This is a genomic window from Acidobacteriota bacterium, from assembly GCA_039028635.1.
In the GTDB taxonomy this organism is placed as follows: domain Bacteria; phylum Acidobacteriota; class Thermoanaerobaculia; order Multivoradales; family JBCCEF01; genus JBCCEF01.
Genome location: JBCCHV010000006.1, coordinates 98,408 through 117,479 on the forward strand (window position 1 = coordinate 98,408; position 19,072 = coordinate 117,479).

Consider the following 19,072-nt stretch of genomic DNA (forward strand, 5'->3'; position numbering starts at 1 on the left):
GGGAATCCGAGAGCCTTGGTGCCCAAGCGCGAACCATCCACTTGCCAGGACGGACGACACGATGACGACGATGAGAGTTTACGAGCTCGACGGAGCCTTTGGTTTGGACCATCTACGGCCCGCGGAGCGGCCCCTTCCGGAGCCTCGGCGGGGCGAGATCGTCATCGCCGTCAGCGCCGTGTCGCTCAACTATCGCGACCTCTTGATGGTACGCGGCCACTACAACCCGCGCCAGCCGCTGCCCCTCGTCCCGTGCTCCGACGCCGTTGGCGAGGTCGTCGCCACCGGCCCCGATGTCGACCGCTTCGCCGTCGGGGATCGGGTCTGCCCACTGTTCGCCCAGCGCTGGATCGCCGGCGAGCCGGAGCACCAGCGCTTGCGTTCGACCCTCGGCGGCCCCCTCGACGGCACCCTGCGCAGCCACATGGTGCTCCCCGCCGAAGCCGCCGTCGCCGCACCGCCGCACCTCTCCAACGTCGAAGCGGCCTGCCTGCCCTGCGCTGCTCTCACCGCCTGGAGCGCCCTGGTCGAGCTCGGCCCGGTCGCCGCCGGCGACACGGTGTTGGTGCTCGGCACCGGCGGCGTCGCCCTCTTCGCCCTGCAGTTCGCCCACCTGCTCGGAGCGCGCGTCATCTTGACCTCGTCGAGCGACGACAAGCTGGCTCGCGGCCGTGAGCTCGGTGCCTGGCAAACCTTGAACTATCGGCGTCAACCGGAATGGGGCAAGGAAGTGCGACGCCTGACCGAGGGCCGCGGTGCGGACCTGGTGGTCGAGGTGGGCGGCGCCGCGACCCTGGCACAGAGCCTTCGGGCAGTGCGCATGGGCGGCACGATCAGCCTGATCGGCGTACTCTCCGGGACCGAGGCACCGCTGTCGGTGACCCCGGTCCTGATGCAGCAGGTGCGCATTCAAGGCGTGCTGGTGGGACACCGGGACGGCTTCGAGAACATGAACCGTGCGATCAGCGGACACCAGCTCCGGCCGATCGTCGACCGCGTCTTCACCTTCGACCAGACACCGCAGGCTTTCGATCACCTCGCCTCCGGAAGCCATTTCGGCAAGGTTTGCCTCGAGCTCTAGCGGGCTGCTGAAAGAAAAATTCAGCCGTTTCCTAGGGAATGATCTCCTCGTAGGCCCGCAGGCGCCGCACCACCTCGAGGTTGCGCTTCGCCGCCTGAGAGTCGGGATCGAGCTCGAGCACCCGGCGATATGCGCCTTCCGCCGCCGGCAGATTGCCCACCCGGCGCAGCGCCACTCCGAGGTTGAGCCAGGCCTGCTCGAAGTCGGGGTCGAGGGCAATGGCGGCTCCCAGGTGCACCACCGCTTCGCTGCCGGCGCCGTCAACCATCGCCTCGGCCCCCAGATTGGAGTGATAGATGGCGGCCGCTCGTCGCTCTGGAATTCGCCTCAGGCGCTCCGCCGGAAGCGGCGTCGCGCCGGCGAAGTCGAGTACAAGGATGCCGTCGGCCACTTCCGTCGCCGCCGCCAGATGACCGCTCAGGATACGCAGATCACCCCGTTCGTCGCTCACCGGCGGTCCCTCGAGGAGGACGAAGAAGACCGGCAGCCCGAGGCGGCGACCGAGACCCGCCATCAAGTGGGCCAGGGCGACGCAGTTGGCGCGCCGGCGCTCGAAAGCCACCGCGGCGGTCTCCGTCGGGCCCTCGATTTCGCGCATGCCTCGGGCGATCAGCGCATCGAGGAGATGCCGCAGACGAACCGCCGGTGGCTGGTCGTCGGGCACCAACCGCTCGGCCCACGCCACCATCGCAGCGGTGGGCTCACCGGCGGCCACGGACGGTACCCGGGCCGCTGCCGGGAGAGCCCCGAGAAGCGCCAACAGGGCCAACGTGAGGCAACGCGGGGCGAGCTTCATGAGGCCTCCAAGGCTAACGGAACCGTCGTCCCACCGGCGACCAGGAACTGAGCCGTCGCGGTCCACACCTCCGGGGCCCGCAGAATGCGCCGGTGCCCGCGCCGAGCCGTGGCCATGAAGCGCGCCCCGGGCCAAGCTTGGGCCAGCTCCCGGCCGTGATCGATGCCGACCTCGCGGTCGTCGTGGTCGTGAATCACCAGCAGGGGGCGTTCGCAGGAGGCAGCGACATCGAGGCCATGGATCTCGGGCCAGGTGATGCCGAGACGAGTCTCGATACGCTGCCGCATGCGCTGGGCCACGGGTCGCGACAGTCCCACCATGTCGCCGAACTGGAAGGCGAAGTAGCCGAGATCCGCCGGCGGCGAGACGTAGACCAATCGCTCGGCGAGGAGCCCTCGCCGCAAGGCATAGGTGGTCGCGGCACAGCCGGCGGAGTGAGCCACCACCGCCGAGACCGGCCCGAAACGGAAGGCCGCGGCGAGCAGAGCATCGGCCATCTCCGGAAGCGACGAGCTGCGCCCGGGCGACTTTCCGTGGCCGGGATGGTCGAAGGCAATGGCCCGAAACCCTTCCTGGGAAAGCCAACGACCAAGCCCTCCCATCTGGCTGCCGCGCCCTTCCCAACCGTGGGCCAAGAGCACCGTCGGTCCGCTCTCCCCCCACATCCAGGCGGCCAGGGTGGTGGCGCCGAAGGGCAAGGCCACCGGTCGGCCGTCGCGCAGCCAGCGCTCCTCCCGCAGGGGCGGGTTGAATCGCCGAGGTCGAAGAAACCTCACCGCCGCCCAACGCGAGGTGAGCTCGGGAGCCCACCGGCTTCCCAGCCCAACGGCCGCCCGAAAAGAACGAACGATCGTACTTTCGACAAATCGAGAACCGCGCCTCTTCGCCATGTTCTTCTCCTGATCATTTTTGACCGAACGATCGTGCTTTTTTAGCGTACCACGACTCCCCTCTCGAGGAAAGCCAAGGCACTCGCCGTCCGACTCGAAGCGCCGGCGAGAGGTCAGGCGCGCGAGGCGTCGAGAAGCGCTTCGAAGGACCGGTAGGCACGCTCGGTGGCGCGGGGATCCTGAATCAAGCGTCCGAAATGGTGGTAGGCGAGCAGAATCGCGTAGAGGTCGTAGGCGAACTGCCGAACGTCGAGGTCGGCTCGGAAGTGGCCTTCCTCGATCGCGAGGCGGGTGGCTCGCGCGATCGAATCGAGCCACGAGGTCTGATAGCCGACCAGGCGATCCCGCACCGGACCCGGACGATCGTCGAGCTCATTGGCGGTGGAGATGAAGACGCAGCCGCCGGGGATCAGCTCCGAGGCTTCCCACTGCATCCAGTTTTCGAACATTGCGACCACCCGGGGCTCGCCCCGGGGCTGCTCGATGGCCGGCGCCAGCACGACCTCGACGAAGCGCGCCGCCGCCAGGGCGAGCACATCGAGCTGCAGACCTTCTTTCGAGCCGAAATGGGAAAACAGCCCGCTCTTCGAAAGACCGACCTCCTTGGCCAAGGCTCCAATGCTCAACCCCTCGAGACCGATCCGGCTGGTAATCGAGAGAGCTTCACAAAGAATGGCACTGCGGGTGGATTCGCCTTTTCCCATCGGATAACCATCGCACGGTCGTACGAAAATCTCAAATTCCCCCGCGGCGTGGCCGCTCGGCGAGCTCTTCGTCATCGTCCGGGTGCCAGCGAAAGCGCTTCAGGGAGACTTTGCCGCGACCATCGAACTCCACTCCCTCGGCCTCCAGCAGAACGCGCTGCAGGCCCTCGTAGCCCGGTACCGAGCGCGGGCTCACTTCCCCTTTGGCGTTGAGAACGCGCTGCCAGGGAAGATCCTCTTCCCGACTGGCATGAAGCGCGTAGCCCACCTGCCGGGCGTGGCCCGGCAACCCGGCAAGGGCCGCCACCTGGCCGTAGGTCGCAACCCGGCCGGGCGGAATCCGCCGCACCACGCCATAGATCCGGTCGTAGGCATCCATGACGCGATTATCTCCCCGTTACCGCCACTTCTCCTGAGCCATCGCCTCTCGCCGAGCAATCCGCTGCGGCGATTTTCGACGAATTCGGAATAGATCAAGCCATAGGGGGCTAAACTCGGAGGGGGATTTCCAGGGACTCCGTCATCGAGTCCGCCGGAGGCGAGAAGAGGAGGACTATGCTTTCGTTTCGCTGCAGTCTCGTGCTGCTCGCGAGCTGGATTTTCTTTCCCGTCATCGCAGCCGCCGACCCGATCCGCGTGTCACCCGGCAACACCGCCGAGGGCTCCCTCGGTGGCGGACAAGAGCAAGCCATCGAGGTTGTTCTGCCGGCCCGGCATCATGCGCGAGTGGCGGTCGAGCAAGTCGACATCGATCTCGAGCTCCGGCTGCTGGCCGCCGACGGCTCCACCGAGCTGGTGATGGAGAACCTCGGTGGTCCCTTCGGCCCGGAAGAGGTCACCCTGACCAGTGATCAGCCGACGGTCCGACGGCTGATCATCGCTCCCGTCTACGAGACCGCCGCGGCCGGCCGCTATCGCCTGCAAGTGGTCGATCTCCGCCCGCTTCGTCCCGGCGACGAGGAAATCGCGACCGCCGAGCGGAGCTTCGCCGAGGTCATTCTGATGGCGGTATCGCGCCGCCCAGAGCAAGCGCGCCAAGCGATTCCCCGTCTGGAGCACCTCGCCAAGGCGTTCTCGGCGACGCAGCGCCCGCTGTTCGAGGGGCGGTGCTATGACACCGCCGGATTCGCCCACTGGGTCTTGGATCGACCGAGCCAGGCGATCGCCCTCTACGAGCGGGCGCGCCAGGTATTCGACGCTGCGGGGCAGGAGGTCTTCGCCGCCGACAGCATCAACCACATGGCAACCGCCGAGCACGCCCTGGGGCACTGGGAAAAGGCCGCTTCCCTTCTCGAGGCCATCCTGCCGGTCTACATCCGTCACCAACATCGAGAAGGCGAGGCCGCCAGCCTCGCCAGCCTGTCGGCGATTCACGAGCAGCTCGGCCGCCCCCAGGACGCCTTGGCCGCATCCCACCGGGCGATCGCCCTCGCCGCCGCCGGCAGCAATCGCCACGTCGAGGCGACGGCGCAGCGCAATCTCGGGGTTCTGCTGCGCAATCTCGGCGACCTCGACCATGCCCGCACCGCCTTCGACGCCGCCCTCGCCATCGAGCGCGACATCGGCTGGCGCGACGGCGAGGCCCAGAGCCTGGCCGAGATCGGAGCCCTCGAGCACCGCCGGGGAAACCTCGAGACGGCAATCAGCACCCTCGACCAGGCCTTGAAGCTGGCGCGGCAAGCGGATAGCCGGCGGGTCATGCTCTGGACGCTGCACAACCTCGGCAACGCCCTCGGTGATGCCGGCGAAACCCAGCAGGCCCTCGATCATCTGACCGAAGCCCTGCAGATCGGTCGCGAGCGACAGGACCGTAGCGAAGCGGACATCCTGCTGCGCATGGGCTCGCTCGAAACGGATCGAGGCCGGGCGGCCGCCGCCCGCCGCCACTTCAAAGACGCACTCGATCGATTTCGGCGACTGGGGCATCGCGATGGCGAGAGCCGCGCCCTTCTCGCCCTGGCCGAGGATCTCAGGCGGCGCGGCGACCTGACCTCCGCCCACCGCCAGGTCGAGAGTGCGATCACCATTCTCGACTCCACCCGCCGGCGATTGGTGCGACCGGATCGACGGGCTGCCTTCGCGGCATCCAAGGCCCTCGCCTACGAGCTCAGGGTGGCGCTTCGCATGGAGATTCACCACCAGAGCCCCGAGGCCGGCTGGGATCGGCGGGCCTTCGAGGCACACGAGGCGGCACGCGCCCGCAGCCTGCGCGAGACGCTGGTCGCCAGCCGAGGCGGCAACGCCGAAGAGTTCGCCGAGGGACCACGCGGCGACCGCCTGCGGCGCGCCATTCGCGAGCTCGAGGCGCTCGAGGCACAGCGCCTGCGACATCGCCGTCAGGGCGCACCCGAGACCGCCGACCTCGACCATGAGATTGCCGCCGCGGTGGATCGCTACCGCGATTTGCAGGCCGAGCTGAGGCAGCAGTACCGCCGCGTCTCGCTCCTCGACGCCCCCCCGCCGGTCACCGTCGAGCAACTCCAGGAGGAGCTCCTCGACGACCGCACCGTGGTGCTCGAATTCGCCCTCGGCGAGCCCGTCAGCTATGCCTGGCTGATCGCCAAGGACCGCTTCGAGAGCTTCCGCCTGCCGTCCCGGCAGCAGATCGAGGAGCGAGCCCAGGAGCTCCACGGACTGCTCTCTCGGAGCCATCGGCGCGGTGTCCCGGCGCAGGCCGAGATCAGCGCTCGTCGCCTGTCCAACGACCTCCTCGCTCCCCTGCAGGGCGGACTCGACGGGCATCAGCGCCTGGTGCTGGTGGCGGACGGCGCTCTCGCCTACATTCCTTTCGGACTGCTCACTCCGCCCGCCGAAGCCGGCCGGCCCACTGCCCTCGGCGAACGCCACGAGATTCTGGCAGTGCCGTCCCTCGGCGTCCTCCGCGAGCTACGTCGCCCGCGGAGCCGACGCATGGGCACCCGAGTCGCGGTGATCGCCGACCCGGTCTTCGCGCCGCGGGACGAGCGCGTGGCACAGCAGAACCGAGAATCGAGCTCGCAGGAAGAGCCATGGCGGATGGCCTCTCTCGAGCGCTCGAGCCGCGACCTCGACCTCGATCGCCTCGGTCGACTCCCCTTCTCGCGTCGCGAAGCGCTCGCCATCGCCGCCCTGCTCGAAAAGGACGAGCGCTTCCTGGCGCTCGATTTCGATGCCAGCCTGGCAACCGTCGAGGCCGGACTCCTGCGCGGCCATGAAATCGTCCACTTCGCGACTCACACCCTGGTCAACAGCCGCCACCCGGAGCTCTCCGGCCTGGTGCTTTCCCTGGTCGACCCGGTGGGTCGACCGCAGGCCGGATTCCTGCGCGCCCACAGCATCGCCGAGCTCGACCTCGACGCCGAGCTGGTGGTGCTCAGCGGTTGTCAAACGGCCCTCGGCAAGGCGGTCCGCGGCGAGGGCCTGCTCGGCCTGACGCGCGCCTTCATGCATGCCGGCGCCCCACGGGTGGTGGTCAGCCTGTGGGACGTCAGCGACGAAGCGACGGCGCAGCTCATGACGCGCTTCTACCGAGCGCTGCTGGAGGAGCGTCTGCCGGTGGCCGCCGCCCTGCGCCAGGCGCAGCAGGAGATGCGGCGGGAGAAACGCTGGTCGGCTCCCTACTACTGGGCCGGATTCGTCGTTCAGGGGGACTGGCAATGAGCCACGGCGGAGGTCCCAACAGCGGAGGTCCCGATGGACGGCGATGGGCCGCCGCAGCGGTGCTGATGTTCGCCGTCGCGTCCGCCGGCGCCGCCCGCGATACCACTTGCTATCGCGTTGCCGAGGCGCCGGTCGAAGGACACCTCGAGCGCGGCGAGCAACTCCGCCTTCGTCTCTGCGAGGGCAGCCACCAGGCCTTTCGCCTGGTGGTCGAGCAAGACGGGGCCGATGTCTCCGTGACGCTGCGGACGGCAGCCGGCGAAGCGCTGCTCGCAAGCAATCTGTTGGCCGCCCGCACGGGCCGCGAAGAGATCACCTTGCCGGCCCTCGAGGCGGGCTTCGAAATCGCCATCCAGAATGTCGGCTTCACTGACACCGCAGGGCGGATTCGGCTCACCTCGGAATTCGTCCCGCCCGAAATCGTCGACCACCATCGCTCGCTGGAGGCGCTCCTCGAGAGCTCTGCCGAGAGCATCACCTCGCGTGACCCGCAACGGCTGCGCGCGGCGCTCGAGCACCTGCCGGCCATCGCCCGCGACCTGGCGGCCGCCGGCCGGCCTTTCTTACAGGCTCAGGCGCGCTACGAAGAGGCCCGCATACACCGCTTGCTCGGCGACACCGAGCAGGCGATCCGCGCTTTTCGGGAATCACACCAGATCTTCGATCGACTCGGCTATCAAGTGCTCGCTGCCCACAGTCGACTCAACCTGTCGTCGGCTCTGCACTCGCAGGGTCTCTTCGACGAGGCGCGGCGGAATCTCGCAGCGCTCCTACCGATCTACCGCGAGCTCGATGACCTGCCGGGACACGGCGCCATCCTGATCAGCCTGGCCTCGATCGAAGAGCAACTCGGTCGCCCGGAGGTCGCCCTGACCTGGTCCCGACGGGCGATTCTCCTCGCCGAACGCGACCGCGTCGGCTACCTGCGGGCCGCCGCTCACCGCAACCACGGCCTCCTGCTGCGCAATCTCGGTGACTTCTCGGCAGCCTTCGCGGCCCTGCGCCAAGCCGCCGAGACCGAGCGCGAGATCGGCTGGATCGACGGCGAAGCAGAAAGCCTCGCCGGCATCGGCTCGACCTTTCTGCGCCTCGGCGAGGCGCCTCGCGCCCTCGCCCCCCTGCGACAGGCCCTCAAGCTCGCCAAGCAACAGCAGAACCGGCGAGTCCAGCTCTGGGCCCTGCGCGACCTGGGAGAAGCCCTCGCCGACGCCGGTCGACCCGGCGAGGCCTTGGCCGCGCTGGCACGGGCCCGAGACCTCGGGCAGAAGCGAGAGGATCGCCACCAGGCCGAGATCCTGCTCCGCCTCGGTATCGCCCAGCGGCAGCTCGGGGAGATTCCCCAGGCCCGCCAGCAATTCGTCGCGGCGCGCCAGCTCTTCGCCCACCTCGGCCTGCGAAACGGCGTCAGCCGAGTGCTCCTCGAACTCGCCGACCTCGCCCACGAGACCGGCGACCTCGAAGCCGGCCACGCGCTGGTCGAGGAAGCGATCGCCAGTCTCGACACTCTGCGCCAGCGCCTGGTGCGGCCCGACCTTCGCCGTACCTTCGCCGCCTCCCAGGCTCGCGCCTACGAGCTGCGGGTGGCTCTCCGGATGGCTCTTCACGACCGCGACCCCGAAGCCGATTGGGACCGCCGTGCCTTTCTCGGCCATGAAGCGGCGCTCGCTCGCGGCCTGCGCGAGTCCCTCGCCGCCAGCCGGGGCGGCGACTGGGAAGACCTCGCCCAAGGTCCCCGGGCGGAAGCGCTGCGCTCAGCCACTCGCGAGCTGGAGTCGGTGGGCGACCGCCGGCGCCGCGCGATCGTCGACGGCAGCTCGGCGGACGAGGTCGCGGCCCTCGAGATCGAGCTCGCCGAGGCCCTCCAGGGCTACCGCGACCGGCGCGCCGAGCTGCGCCAGAGCGAGCCTCGGCTGACCGCCCTGGAGCAGCCACCGGCCCTCACCATCGCAGCGCTCCAGGAACAGGTCCTCGACCCGAACACGGAGCTGGTCGAGATCGCTCTGGGCGAAAACCGAAGCTATCTCTGGCGGATCGACCGAGAGTCCTTTTCGAGCCATCTCCTTCCCGGCCGCGCCGAGCTCGAAGCCCAGGCCCTGCGCCTGCACCAGCTCCTCCGTCGCAGCCACCAGCGCGGCGTCGAAGCCCAGGCCGAGATCGCCCTTGGCGAGCTCGGCCGGCAGCTCTTCGGAACCCTCGATCGCCCCTTCACCCAGCCCCGACTGGTCGTGGTCGCCGACGGAGCCCTCGCCTTCATTCCCTTCGGGCTGCTCGCGGCCCCCGCACAGCCGGGAGACAGCCAGCCCCTGCAGACCGACCACCAGGTGGTCTACGCGCCATCCGCCGGGGTCCTCCGAGAGCTCCGGCGACGCCAGCCAGCGGGCAGCCTCGAAAGCCTCGCCATCATCGCCGATCCGGTTTACTCGGCCAGCGATCCGAGGGTCGGGCCGTCGGTCAGCTCCAATCAGGCCGCGGCGCAGCCGGACCAGCCGAAGTCGAACTTGGCCCGGCTGCCCCACTCGCGCCGCGAGGCCGAGACCATCGCCGCCCTCGTGCCGATGTCCCAACGCTTGACGGCCTTCGACTTCGACGCTTCCTTGGAAACCATCCGGGGAGACCGCCTCGCGGCCTTCGACATTCTCCACTTCGCCACCCACGCCCGCATCGACGCCCATCATCCGGAGCTCTCCGGCCTGGCCCTTTCCCAGGTCGATCCACAAGGAGTACCGCAGGAAGGCTTCCTGCGCAGTCATCACATCGCGGAGCTCGATCTCGGCGCCGACCTGGTGGTGCTCTCCGCCTGCCGCACCGCCCTCGGGCCGCGCCTGCGCCGAGAGGGCCTGATCAGTCTCACCCGAGCCTTCATCCACGCCGGCGCGTCGCAGGTCGTCGTCAGCCTGTGGGACGTCGGCGACGAAGCCACCGCCGAGCTGATGGCTCGCTTCTACCGCGCCCTGCTCGAGGATCGCCTCGACGCCCCCGCCGCGCTACGCCAAGCCCAGCTCGAGCTATCGCGCCAGACCCGCTGGCGAGCGCCTTTCTACTGGGCCGGCTTCGTGGTGCAGGGGGGTGGAGCTTGGGAAGGCGAGTCCGCCGCGGTGACGCAGACTGCCCGCTGAGAGCTCGACGCCGAGCCCACCCTCCCGGCCTGCTGCCACCGTGGCTGCGCTTCGCCGGGGCCAGCGTCGACGGGCCCGTCAGGGAGCGGCGGGCTCCTCGGTCGCCCGGACGTAGATGGCGTCGAACATCACCCGCCAGGTCGCGCCGCCGTCCCGCGAGCGCTCGATGAAGTGGTGGACGGTGCCGTCGTCGCGCCGAGTCCAGGTGACCCGCGCCAGCTCGGTTTCGCCTCCTGGCGGGGTGTTGGCTCCCGTCATACGCATCACGCCGGGGGCCTCGAGACTGCCCTGGTAACGGGTCACCCCACCGCCACGATCGACCCAGTTCTGCTTCCAGGCACCCGACTCGGGATCGAAGTAATTGAGGCTCTCACCCTCGTATCCGGTGGAGTCGCGATAGCGCTCGCGCACCAAACAGCCGTTCATTTCCTTCGTGATCCGATTCTCGGCCTGCTTCTGACCGGCGATCATCACGTCCCAAGTGCCGACCCAAAAGTCGAACTGGCTGTACTCCACCCGGTGGCGACACGGGTTGGCAGCGCGATCGGCGACCGCGAGGACGGCTTCGAAACCCTCCAAAGACCGCAGCTCGGCGAAGGCCGGGGACTGCCGGAGCTGGGCCGGGGGCAGCCCTGCGACCGCCGCCTTCTCGAGCTGCTTCAGGGCTTCGGAGCCCTGCCCAGACGCCGCCAGCACAATCGCCAACCCGGCCAGCGCGGTGACGTTGCCAGCTTCGAGGGCGATCGCCCTCTCATAGGCCTGGCGGGCTTCGGTGGGCCGCTCGAGGCGGCGTTCGGCGAGCCCGAGGTAGGCCCAGTCCTGGGCCCCAGCAGCCTCGTCCGCCGCCAGCTTGCGCAGCGCTTCCGCCGCCTCCGGCCAGCGTCCCTCCTGCAAGTGTTCGAGGGCCTCGGCCCGCCAGGTGGTGGGCGAATCCGCCCGTGAAACGACCGTTGTACAGAGCGATACCGTCAAGACGATGGCGAGCGGAAACGAAAATCTGCGTTGCCCCATGGCGGCCTCCGAGAGATCACGAGCAAGGGCGCGGGTCTCGACCCACGGCGGTGGTTGCTATCACTCGATGGATACGAGCCGGAACGTCGAACCTCCCGGCGAATTCACTCCACGGCGCCGGCCGGTCGGCACGGGCTGCTAAGTTAGCGCCATCATGACGCGACCATTTCTCACCGCCCGCTGGGAGGATTTGATCCTGCTAAACTGGGCCTGCCCTCAGAAGCTGCTGGAGCCGCTGGTCCCGGCCGGGACGGAGCTCGATCCCTGGCAGGGAGAGAACTTCGTCAGCCTGGTGGGTTTTCGCTTCCTGGACACACGGGTCAAGGGCTTCGCGATTCCATTCCATCGCCATTTCGACGAAGTCAATTTGCGCTTCTACGTGCGCCGCCAGGCGGAAGACGGCGAGCTGCGCCGAGCCGTTGTCTTCGTGCGCGAGCTGGTGCCCCGCCGCGCCATCGCGGCGATCGCCCGCTGGCTCTACAACGAGCCCTACAGCGCCGTCCCGATGTCGAGCCGAGGCGAGGTCGATCCGGAGAGCGGTGGCGAGCTGCGCTACCTGTGGAAGACCGACGGCACCTACTTCGGTCTCTCGGCCCGGGCCGAGGGACCGGCACGGCAGCTCGAGGCCGGCAGCGCCGCCGAGTTCATCACCGAGCACTACTGGGGATACACCCGGCAGCGGGACGGGGGAACCGCCGAGTACCAGGTCGAGCATCCCCCATGGCGAGTCTGGGAGGCCGCCGAGGCGAGCTTCGAGGGCGACGGCGCCACCCTCTACGGCAACGCCTTCGGCGAGCTCCTGGCCCAGCCACCGACGTCGGCCTTCGTCGCCATCGGTAGCGAAGTCGCGGTCTACCCCGGCCGACGCCTTCCTACATGACCGTCGCCGACCAGGCGGCGGTATCTCCACTCTCGAAGCCGTCGGCGAAGTCGGTGCTGCGGAAGATCACCTGTACCAAGCCGGCACCGGCCTGCCCTGAAATGTTGGCCCCGGGGACACCGATCACGAGGTCGTCGCCGCCATCACCATCCATGTCTCCCACCGCCAAGGCGGCGCCGAAGCGGTCGCCATCGGCGCTGCCGAAGCCGATGCCGGGGCTGCTCAGGGACCAGACCTGATCGTCGACCGTGGTCAGGCCATCGGCACTGCCGGCGAAGACCTGCACGATGCCGGTATCGAGCAAGGGATCCGGCGCGTCGTCGTCGAGGTTCTCGAGAGGCACCCCGACGGCGGCATCGTCGAAGCCGTCGCCATTGAAGTCGCCACAGGCCACCGCCAGGGCGAAGCGGTCGAAGGGCTCGGCGGTCTCGAGAGCACCGGGAGTGCTCTGGTTGAGGTTCTGAATTCCTCCCGACTGCTCGTCGAAGACCAACAGGGCACCGGTATCTTCATCGCCCCGATCGGGAGCGCCGGCGAGAATGTCGGAGACGTCGTCGGCGTCGACATCGCAAGCCGTCAGCGCTGCTCCGACGGCGGAGTCGGCCTCGCTGGTGCCGAAACCCGAGACGAAGGCGAAGCTCCGCCCCGGAAAGGAGAAGGCGATACGCACGATTCCGGTGTCGATACTTCCCGAAGTGCTGTCATCGCCGGGCACCCCCACCATCAGATCGTCGACGCCGTCGCCGCTGCGCTCGCCGACGGCGAGGGCGGCCCCGAAACGGTCGCCGACCTGCGGATCGTTGGTCAACAGGACATCGTCGACGGCGGCGATACCACCGGCGCTGCCAAAGAGCACCGCCACGGCCCCGGCATCGAGGGTGAAGACGACGTCCTCGCCGGGGACTCCGATCACCAGATCATCGTAGGCGTCGTCGTCGAAGTTGCCCACCGCCAAGGCCGAGCCAAAGCCGTCGTCGCGCTCGGCGAGGTCTTCGATGCCGGTGCTGTTCTGCTGCCAAACCTGATCCCCGTTGGTGCTCAAGCCGCCGGCACCGCCGTAGAGAACGTGTACCGCCCCGGCGCCGTCGGCGGCACCGAAGGTCTCGCCGGGAACGCCGATGGCGAGGTCAGTGTAGACATCACCATTGAAGTTGCCGGCGGCGAGGGCCTCACCGAAGCGGTCGCCGGTTTCGGCGTCGTCGAGCAACCCACTCAAGCCCTGGTCGAACACCGCGCTGTCGCCGGAGCCGAGACCGTCGGCCGAACCGTAGCGGACGAAGACGGTTCCCGCCTCGACCGCCGAGCCGACCTGCTCACCCGGGGCTCCGATGGCGACATCGAGGCGACCATCGCCGTCGAAATCGCCCACGGCGAGAGCGCCGCCGAAGCCATCGCCGGCCTCGGCGGCGCCTCCGAGGTCGTTCTGGAAGAGGCGGAGATTGCCGTCCGCGGCGAGCTGGCCGGCAGCCGGTGAGGCCGCGAGACAGAGGCCCAGGAGGACGCTGCCGAGGCCAAGGATTGGTCGATATCGAACGGCCGGTTTGATCGCGAAGTCACTCGTCAACATGGTTTTCCCCTGGTCGCGGCCGGAGTGCCGAAGAGCTGGTACTCCTCGGCCTTGTATAGACTGATCGGGAAGGCTCACTCGGGAGCCTTCTCGAGCCATGTCGAAGCTGCTCTCGAAATCGTTACTCGCCGCCTGGCTGCTGGCCGGATCGGGATCCGCCGCCTGCCTCGGCCAGGCCCTCGAGGTTCTCGCCGTCACCCCCGGCAAGGCGGCCGAGCACGCCGGCCTCAAAAGCGGCGACCGATTGCTCGCCTGGGAGCGCCGACATCAGGGCGAGACGGTCGCCGATGGCCGCCTCGACTCGCTGTTCGATCTCTGGCAGGTGGAAACGGAAGAAGCGCCGCGCGGCGGCTTGCGGCTAGAGGTGGTCACGCCGGGAAAGGAACCCCGTTGGTGCGTGCCGCCGCCTCGCCCCTGGGGGCTGACGGTCCGTCTGATCGACCCCGAGACGGCGCTTCCATCCAGCCGCTGGGTCCTGGCGGCCCACGGACAAGAGAAGGAGGCAGCGGATCGCCTGTGGCTGCGCGCTCTCGAAGCCGCATCGGATCTTCCGGCTGCCGATCGCGCCCATCTCGCTTCCCGCTTCGCTCGGCGTCTGCTCACGCAAGATCGCTTTCCAGAAGCCTTGGCGCAGCACGAGGCCGCCCTCCGCCTGCGCCGCTCCCTCGATCCCGCCAGCCTGGCGACCGCGGCGAGCCTCGACGACACCGGAATCGCCGCCTGGTACCTGGGCGACGAACCGCGGGTTCGTCGCCTCTGGCAGGAAGCCCTCGAGATTCGCCAGCAATCCGTACCGGATTCCCTGCTGGTCGCCAAGAGCCTCAACAACATTGCTCTCCTCGAGCCTTTCGAGAAGCGCATCGAGCTCAGCCGCCGGGCTCTCGAGATTCGCCGCCGTCTCGATCCCGAGAGCTCCGAGATGGCCAACCAGCTCACCAACCTCGGAGTGGCTTACCAAAAGCACGGCGACCTCGACCAGGCCGAAAACTTGATGCGCCAAGCCGAGGCCCTGCTGGCGCGGATCGCGCCGCAGGACCGACGCCGTGGTGTTGTGCTGATGGCCTTGCCCGGGGTGCACCGATTACGCGGCGAGCTGGCGCAGGCGGAGGTCGAAGTCCGCAGGGCCATCACCTTTTTCGAAGCCAACGCACCGCGCAGCTTCGATCTCGCCGCCGCCTGGATGGTTCTCGGGGGTCTGCTGGTCGACACCCATCAGGCCGAGACCGCCGAGGTCTATCTTCATCAGGCGCTCGACCTCTTCCGCGAGCTGGCGCCCGAGAACCACCGCATCCTGCCGGTCCTGCTCAACCTCGGCCTCGCCGCCAAGCAGCGCGGCGAAGCGTCCGTCGCCCGCCGCCACTATCTCGCTGCGGTCGCCCATGGCCGCGAACACCTGAGCCCCGACAGCGAAACCCGAATCGATGTCGGCATCGCCCTCAACAATCTCGGATCGCTGGCCCAGTCCCAAGGCGACGACAAGCAGGCCGAGGACTTCTATCGCCAGGCCATCGAGGTCTTGAAGCCGTTGGCCTCCGGCGCCTTCGAGCTGGCTCGCAGTCGCATGAATCTGGGGCGCTGCTTGGTGCGACGCGGCGCCACTAACGACGCCGGGCAACTGCTGACGGCGGCCCTCGCAGTCCAGGCGGCGCGCTCACCGGGCAGCGTCGAGCAGGCGATGTCGCTGGCCGGCCTGGCCCGGCTGGCGGAGCTCAGAGCCGACCCGGCAGCCGCCGCTGAGCTGTACAGCGAGAGCCTGGAGGCCCTCGAAGCGGACCGTTTCCTCCAGACCGGCGGCGACCTGGCCCGGGCCCGCGGCCGGGCCCAGGTCGCTCACCTGCTCTATGACCACATCGAATTCCTGCTCTCCCAGGGAGATCGCGAAACCGCCTTCGCCGTCTCGGAACGCTTGCGCGCCCGCTCCTTCCGCGACCTCTTGAATCAACGCAACCTTCGCCCCCCGGAACGTCTGACGTCTGCGGAGCAAACCCAGCTCCGCCGCCTGCGCTTGCAACACGATCGGTTGCTCGAAGCCCTCGCCGCCGAGACCGACGCCGATCGCCTGGCAAGCCTGCGGCGCGACCTCGAAGCCCAACGCGAAGCTCAGCGAAAGATCCTCGCCGACAGCGCCGAGCCGGTACCCGCCCGGCGCCGGCCGACCGCCATCCCGCGGCCGCAGCGGGGCGAAGTCGTGCTGTCGTATCTCCTCGGGGAGCGATCGTGCTGGCTGCTGGTGGCCACCGAAGACGGCGTCGAAGCGCACCGGCTGGCGATCGATCAGGGCTCCCTGGAGGAACGGGTCGAGAGCTTCCGCCAGGCCATCGAGCGCCGCGAGCACCTCGGTCGGGCGCGCTTCCGGCGCCTCGCCGAGGATCTCGGAGAGGTCCTGCTGGCTCCCGCCCAGGATGCCCTCGAAGGCGCCCAGCGGGTGGTCGTTCTGCCGGACGGAAGTTTGCACCGTCTGCCCTTCGCGGCCCTCGCCGCGCCGTCCGATCGGCAGCGCTACTGGATCGAGACCACCACCCTGAGCATCGCTCCCTCCTTCATCGCTCTGCGCGATCTGCGCCAACGGCAGCGCGACCTCGAAACCGCCGCTGGAGTCACCGCCTTCGGCGTCTCCAACCCTCAAGTGACGATGGCGGCGACGGAGCGCTCCTCCGGCGGCCTCGCCCTGCCCGCCGCCCGCGACGAAGCGCGAGAGATCGCGGCCCTCTTCGCCCCCCACGGCGCGAGTTTTCTCGATGACCAAGCCACCGAAGAGCGCTTCCGCTCCCTCGGCGCCAGCGCCCGCATCATCCACTTCGCTAGCCACGCCTGGTTCGACGAAGACTCACCGCTCGATTCCGGCCTCGCCTTCGCCCGCCCGGCCAAGCTTTCGGAAGGGCGGCAGAACGGCCTGCTGCAAACCTGGGAGATCCTCGAGCAGGTCGAGGTGGTCGCCGATCTGGTCACCCTCTCGGGCTGCCAGACGGGCCTCGGCCAGGCCTTTGCCGGCGAGGGCCTACTCGGCCTGACGCGCGCCCTCCAGCTCGCCGGGGCGCGCTCCGTGGTGGCCTCGACCTGGCGCGTCAACGACGCTTCGACCCGCACCCTGATGGTGCGTTTCTACGGCCGCGTCAAGGCCGGCGAGAGTTTCGCCGAGGCACTGCGGGCCTCGCAGCGGGAGTTGATCCAACATCGCCACGGCGACAGCGATCTCTCTCCACCCTTCCACTGGGCCGGGTTCCAGCTCTTTGGAGACGGCAGCGCGCGATGGACGACCGCTCCCTAGTCGCCGCCTATCTCGACGGCGCGACGCCGGCCGTGAGCCGGGTCACGACCTGGATCGAGCGCGCCATCGGCCGCTTTCGCCGCCCCCTGGGCAGCGACTGGGAAGACGCCGTGCAGGACATCCAGGTCGAGCTGCTGCGCTCCCTGGCGGCGGACCGCTTCGCCGGCACCGGCCCCCTCGAGGCCTTCGTCTCGCGCACGGCGCGCTACCGCGTGATCGATCGCCTGCGCCGCGGCTCGCTGATTCGCTGGGTGGATGTCGAAGCGGTAACGCCCTTCCTCGAGGATCGCAGCGCCCTCGACACGCTGCGCCAAGGAGAAACCCTGTCGGGTCTGCTCCGCCTCTACGCCACCATGCCCGAGACCTGCCGCCAGCTGTGGCGCATGATCGTGGCGGGTTACAGCTATCGCGAGATGAGCTTCGCCCTCGACGTCGCCGAGGGGACCCTGCGCGTGCGGGTCAAGCGCTGCCGAGACAAGGCCCTGGCGAGTCGCGAACCAAAAGCCCAGAGGCTTCCGGACCAGAGCAACAGAAGTCACGAAGTAACGTCTGCGCGCGAACCATCGTCAGAGGACTCGAAGCGGACGAACCGCCCGCCGCGGAAGAGAGAGGAAGCCCCGTGATGAGCTGCGCCGACATCGAACAGCGACTGCCCTGGTTCGCCAACGGCCGCCTGGCGACGGATGAGCGGCAGCAGGTCGCCGACCACCTCGAGAGCTGCGCCCGTTGCCGCCAGGCCCTCACCGACACGCTGACCGTCGGGAAGGCCGCCCAGCAGCACCTGGCAATCGATCTGCTGCTCGATCTCGCCGACGGCGAGGAGCTGTCGCCGGCAGACCGCGAAGCCGCCGACCTCCACCTGGCGATCTGTCCGCGGTGCCGCGACGAGCTCTCCCGGGCTCGGCCGAAGCACGAGGCAGAGACGCAGGAAGCAGGGACCCAGGAGGCAGGGACCCAGGAGGCAGGGACCCAGGAGGCAGGAACACTGGCCTGGCGCGGTCGTCACCGGAGTCAGCCGGCGGCCTTTTGGCCGGCGATCGCCGCGGTGCTTCTGCTGACCACCGCCGCCAGCCTGTTCTGGGCTTTCCAACGCCCGCCGACGGCGCTGCCTCAGAGTCTGGTGATCAACCCGCCGATCCTCGAGCTGGTCGCAGAAAGTCCCCTCCGGGGCTCCCGAGAGGCGACCTCGCTACGCCTCACCGACGCCCCGTCGAGCGTCGCTCTGCTGCTGATTTCCGACCAGCGTTCCGCCGCCGCGGGCCTGCGGGTCGAGGTCGTCGCCCCGGACGGCGAGGTGATCTGGTCACGGACCGGTCTTCGACGCAGCAACGAAGGTCTCTATTCGCTGCTCCTGCCGGGCGACGCCCTCGCCGCCGGCCGACACCAGATCGTGATCCACGCCGAGCCCGTCGAGCGTTTCCTCCTCGACGTCGCGCCCTGACGTCGAGCGTGCGCCTCGCCGCGACGCGATCCGGGCACAGGGCGGCGCGATCCGGTCACCGCGATCAGGGAAACCCCTTCAGGGCGACCCGAGCTCGACGGCCAGCCAGGCGCGTCCCTGGGCCCAATCGCGGCGAACCGTTCGGACATCGACGTCGAGCAAGCGCGCCGTCTCCTCCTCGGTCAGGCCACCGAAAAAGCGGTACTCCACCACCTGCTTGGCCCGTTCCTTGACCCGACCGAGCTTCTCGAGGCCCTGATCGAGGGCGATCATCATCTCGGCTTGCTGCTCGATGCGAAGCTGCTCCGGATCGAGGGAGGCGCGCTGCGCCCCACCGCCGCGCTTGGCGCGCAGGCGGCGCTTGGCTTCGTCGAGCAAGATCTGGCGCATCGCCTTGGCGGCCACCGCATAGAAGTGCTGGCGGTGGTTGTAGACGTGGCGCTCGCGGCGCGCGAAGCGCAGATAGGCTTCGTGGAGAAGGCCCGTGGTGTCGAGGGTGGCACCGCGCCGGCGTTGGCCGCGGGCGATTCGGCGCAGCTCGCCATAGACCAGCGGGAAGAGCTCGTCGAGGACCCCCGCCTCCCCCGCCGCCATGCGCTGCAGAAGAACCGTGACAGCGCCTTCTCGTCCCGCGTCGGGAGCCGCATCGCCGGCCATCGGTCCTCCTCGGAATATGAGC

At 68.9% G+C, this 19,072-nt stretch carries 14 protein-coding genes; 7 read left to right on the forward strand and 7 right to left on the reverse strand.

Annotated elements, in window-relative coordinates:
• Window positions 1-70: 70 nt before the first annotated feature.
• Window positions 71-1,081 (forward strand): NAD(P)-dependent alcohol dehydrogenase, encoded by a 1,011-nt coding sequence (locus tag AAF604_04295; GenBank protein MEM7048852.1) that lies wholly within the window; start codon window positions 71-73, stop codon window positions 1,079-1,081.
• Window positions 1,082-1,112: 31 nt separating this feature from the next.
• On the opposite strand, the gene AAF604_04300 is transcribed toward AAF604_04295, so the two are convergent.
• The 4 genes from AAF604_04300 to AAF604_04315 form a co-directional block, all read right to left on the reverse strand.
• A complete protein-coding gene (locus AAF604_04300; protein ID MEM7048853.1) occupies window positions 1,113-1,877 on the reverse strand; it encodes a tetratricopeptide repeat protein in 765 nt (254 codons plus the stop codon).
• Window positions 1,874-2,653: an alpha/beta hydrolase gene (locus AAF604_04305; GenBank protein ID MEM7048854.1), complete on the reverse strand. Its 780-nt coding sequence runs from the start codon at window positions 2,651-2,653 to the stop codon at window positions 1,874-1,876. Before AAF604_04305 ends, AAF604_04300 begins: the two co-directional genes overlap by 4 nt.
• A 227-nt stretch (window positions 2,654-2,880) precedes the next feature.
• Window positions 2,881-3,471: a TetR/AcrR family transcriptional regulator gene (locus AAF604_04310; GenBank protein MEM7048855.1), complete on the reverse strand. Its 591-nt coding sequence runs from the start codon at window positions 3,469-3,471 to the stop codon at window positions 2,881-2,883.
• A gap of 31 nt (window positions 3,472-3,502) precedes the next feature.
• Window positions 3,503-3,850, reverse strand: a complete 348-nt coding sequence (locus tag AAF604_04315; GenBank protein ID MEM7048856.1) for an MGMT family protein — start codon at window positions 3,848-3,850, stop codon at window positions 3,503-3,505.
• Window positions 3,851-4,026: 176 nt separating this feature from the next.
• Here AAF604_04315 and AAF604_04320 point away from each other — a divergent pair, with 176 nt between their 5' ends.
• On the forward strand, window positions 4,027-7,110 hold the full coding sequence (locus AAF604_04320; protein ID MEM7048857.1) for a CHAT domain-containing tetratricopeptide repeat protein: 3,084 nt from the start codon (window positions 4,027-4,029) through the stop codon (window positions 7,108-7,110).
• Window positions 7,107-10,226, forward strand: coding sequence for a CHAT domain-containing protein (locus tag AAF604_04325; protein ID MEM7048858.1), 3,120 nt, complete (start codon window positions 7,107-7,109; stop codon window positions 10,224-10,226). The genes AAF604_04320 and AAF604_04325 overlap by 4 nt, the downstream gene beginning before the upstream one ends.
• Window positions 10,227-10,304: 78 nt before the next feature.
• Here the strand turns inward: AAF604_04325 and AAF604_04330 are convergent, their stop codons facing one another.
• A complete protein-coding gene (locus AAF604_04330; protein MEM7048859.1) occupies window positions 10,305-11,237 on the reverse strand; it encodes a tetratricopeptide repeat protein in 933 nt (310 codons plus the stop codon).
• A 154-nt stretch (window positions 11,238-11,391) separates the two neighbouring features.
• On the opposite strand from AAF604_04330, the gene AAF604_04335 reads away from it, so the two are divergent.
• Window positions 11,392-12,117, forward strand: a complete 726-nt coding sequence (locus AAF604_04335) for a DUF2071 domain-containing protein (protein MEM7048860.1) — start codon at window positions 11,392-11,394, stop codon at window positions 12,115-12,117.
• Here AAF604_04335 and AAF604_04340 read toward each other — a convergent pair.
• Window positions 12,110-13,684 (reverse strand): FG-GAP repeat protein, encoded by a 1,575-nt coding sequence (locus AAF604_04340; protein ID MEM7048861.1) that lies wholly within the window; start codon window positions 13,682-13,684, stop codon window positions 12,110-12,112. The genes AAF604_04335 and AAF604_04340 overlap by 8 nt on opposite strands.
• A gap of 97 nt (window positions 13,685-13,781) precedes the next feature.
• Here AAF604_04340 and AAF604_04345 point away from each other — a divergent pair, with 97 nt between their 5' ends.
• Genes AAF604_04345 through AAF604_04355 form a run of 3 tightly spaced genes read left to right on the forward strand, consistent with a single transcriptional unit; the run spans window position 13,782 to window position 18,393 of the window.
• Entirely contained in the window at window positions 13,782-16,952 is a 3,171-nt protein-coding gene (locus AAF604_04345; GenBank protein ID MEM7048862.1) for a CHAT domain-containing protein, read from the forward strand.
• Complete coding sequence (locus AAF604_04350; protein MEM7048863.1) at window positions 16,934-17,575, forward strand: hypothetical protein; 642 nt, start codon at window positions 16,934-16,936, stop codon at window positions 17,573-17,575. The genes AAF604_04345 and AAF604_04350 overlap by 19 nt, the downstream gene beginning before the upstream one ends.
• On the forward strand, window positions 17,575-18,393 hold the full coding sequence (locus AAF604_04355) for a zf-HC2 domain-containing protein (protein ID MEM7048864.1): 819 nt from the start codon (window positions 17,575-17,577) through the stop codon (window positions 18,391-18,393). The genes AAF604_04350 and AAF604_04355 overlap by 1 nt, the downstream gene beginning before the upstream one ends.
• Window positions 18,394-18,471: 78 nt before the next feature.
• Here AAF604_04355 and AAF604_04360 read toward each other — a convergent pair whose 3' ends face one another.
• Window positions 18,472-19,050: an ECF-type sigma factor gene (locus AAF604_04360; protein MEM7048865.1), complete on the reverse strand. Its 579-nt coding sequence runs from the start codon at window positions 19,048-19,050 to the stop codon at window positions 18,472-18,474.
• Window positions 19,051-19,072: the final 22 nt, after the last annotated feature.

Bases quoted from the DNA above. Each gene is read 5' to 3' on its own strand.
- AAF604_04295 (MEM7048852.1), top strand. From the start codon at position 71: ATGAGAGTTTACGAGCTCGACGGAGCCTTTGGTTTGGACCATCTACGG.
- AAF604_04300 (MEM7048853.1), bottom strand. From the start codon at position 1,877: ATGAAGCTCGCCCCGCGTTGCCTCACGTTGGCCCTGTTGGCGCTTCTC.
- AAF604_04310 (MEM7048855.1), bottom strand. From the start codon at position 3,471: ATGGGAAAAGGCGAATCCACCCGCAGTGCCATTCTTTGTGAAGCTCTC.
- AAF604_04315 (MEM7048856.1), bottom strand. From the start codon at position 3,850: ATGGATGCCTACGACCGGATCTATGGCGTGGTGCGGCGGATTCCGCCC.
- AAF604_04320 (MEM7048857.1), top strand. From the start codon at position 4,027: ATGCTTTCGTTTCGCTGCAGTCTCGTGCTGCTCGCGAGCTGGATTTTC.
- AAF604_04325 (MEM7048858.1), top strand. From the start codon at position 7,107: ATGAGCCACGGCGGAGGTCCCAACAGCGGAGGTCCCGATGGACGGCGA.
- AAF604_04330 (MEM7048859.1), bottom strand. From the start codon at position 11,237: ATGGGGCAACGCAGATTTTCGTTTCCGCTCGCCATCGTCTTGACGGTA.
- AAF604_04335 (MEM7048860.1), top strand. From the start codon at position 11,392: ATGACGCGACCATTTCTCACCGCCCGCTGGGAGGATTTGATCCTGCTA.
- AAF604_04340 (MEM7048861.1), bottom strand. From the start codon at position 13,684: ATGTTGACGAGTGACTTCGCGATCAAACCGGCCGTTCGATATCGACCA.
- AAF604_04345 (MEM7048862.1), top strand. From the start codon at position 13,782: ATGTCGAAGCTGCTCTCGAAATCGTTACTCGCCGCCTGGCTGCTGGCC.
- AAF604_04350 (MEM7048863.1), top strand. From the start codon at position 16,934: ATGGACGACCGCTCCCTAGTCGCCGCCTATCTCGACGGCGCGACGCCG.
- AAF604_04355 (MEM7048864.1), top strand. From the start codon at position 17,575: ATGAGCTGCGCCGACATCGAACAGCGACTGCCCTGGTTCGCCAACGGC.
- AAF604_04360 (MEM7048865.1), bottom strand. From the start codon at position 19,050: ATGGCCGGCGATGCGGCTCCCGACGCGGGACGAGAAGGCGCTGTCACG.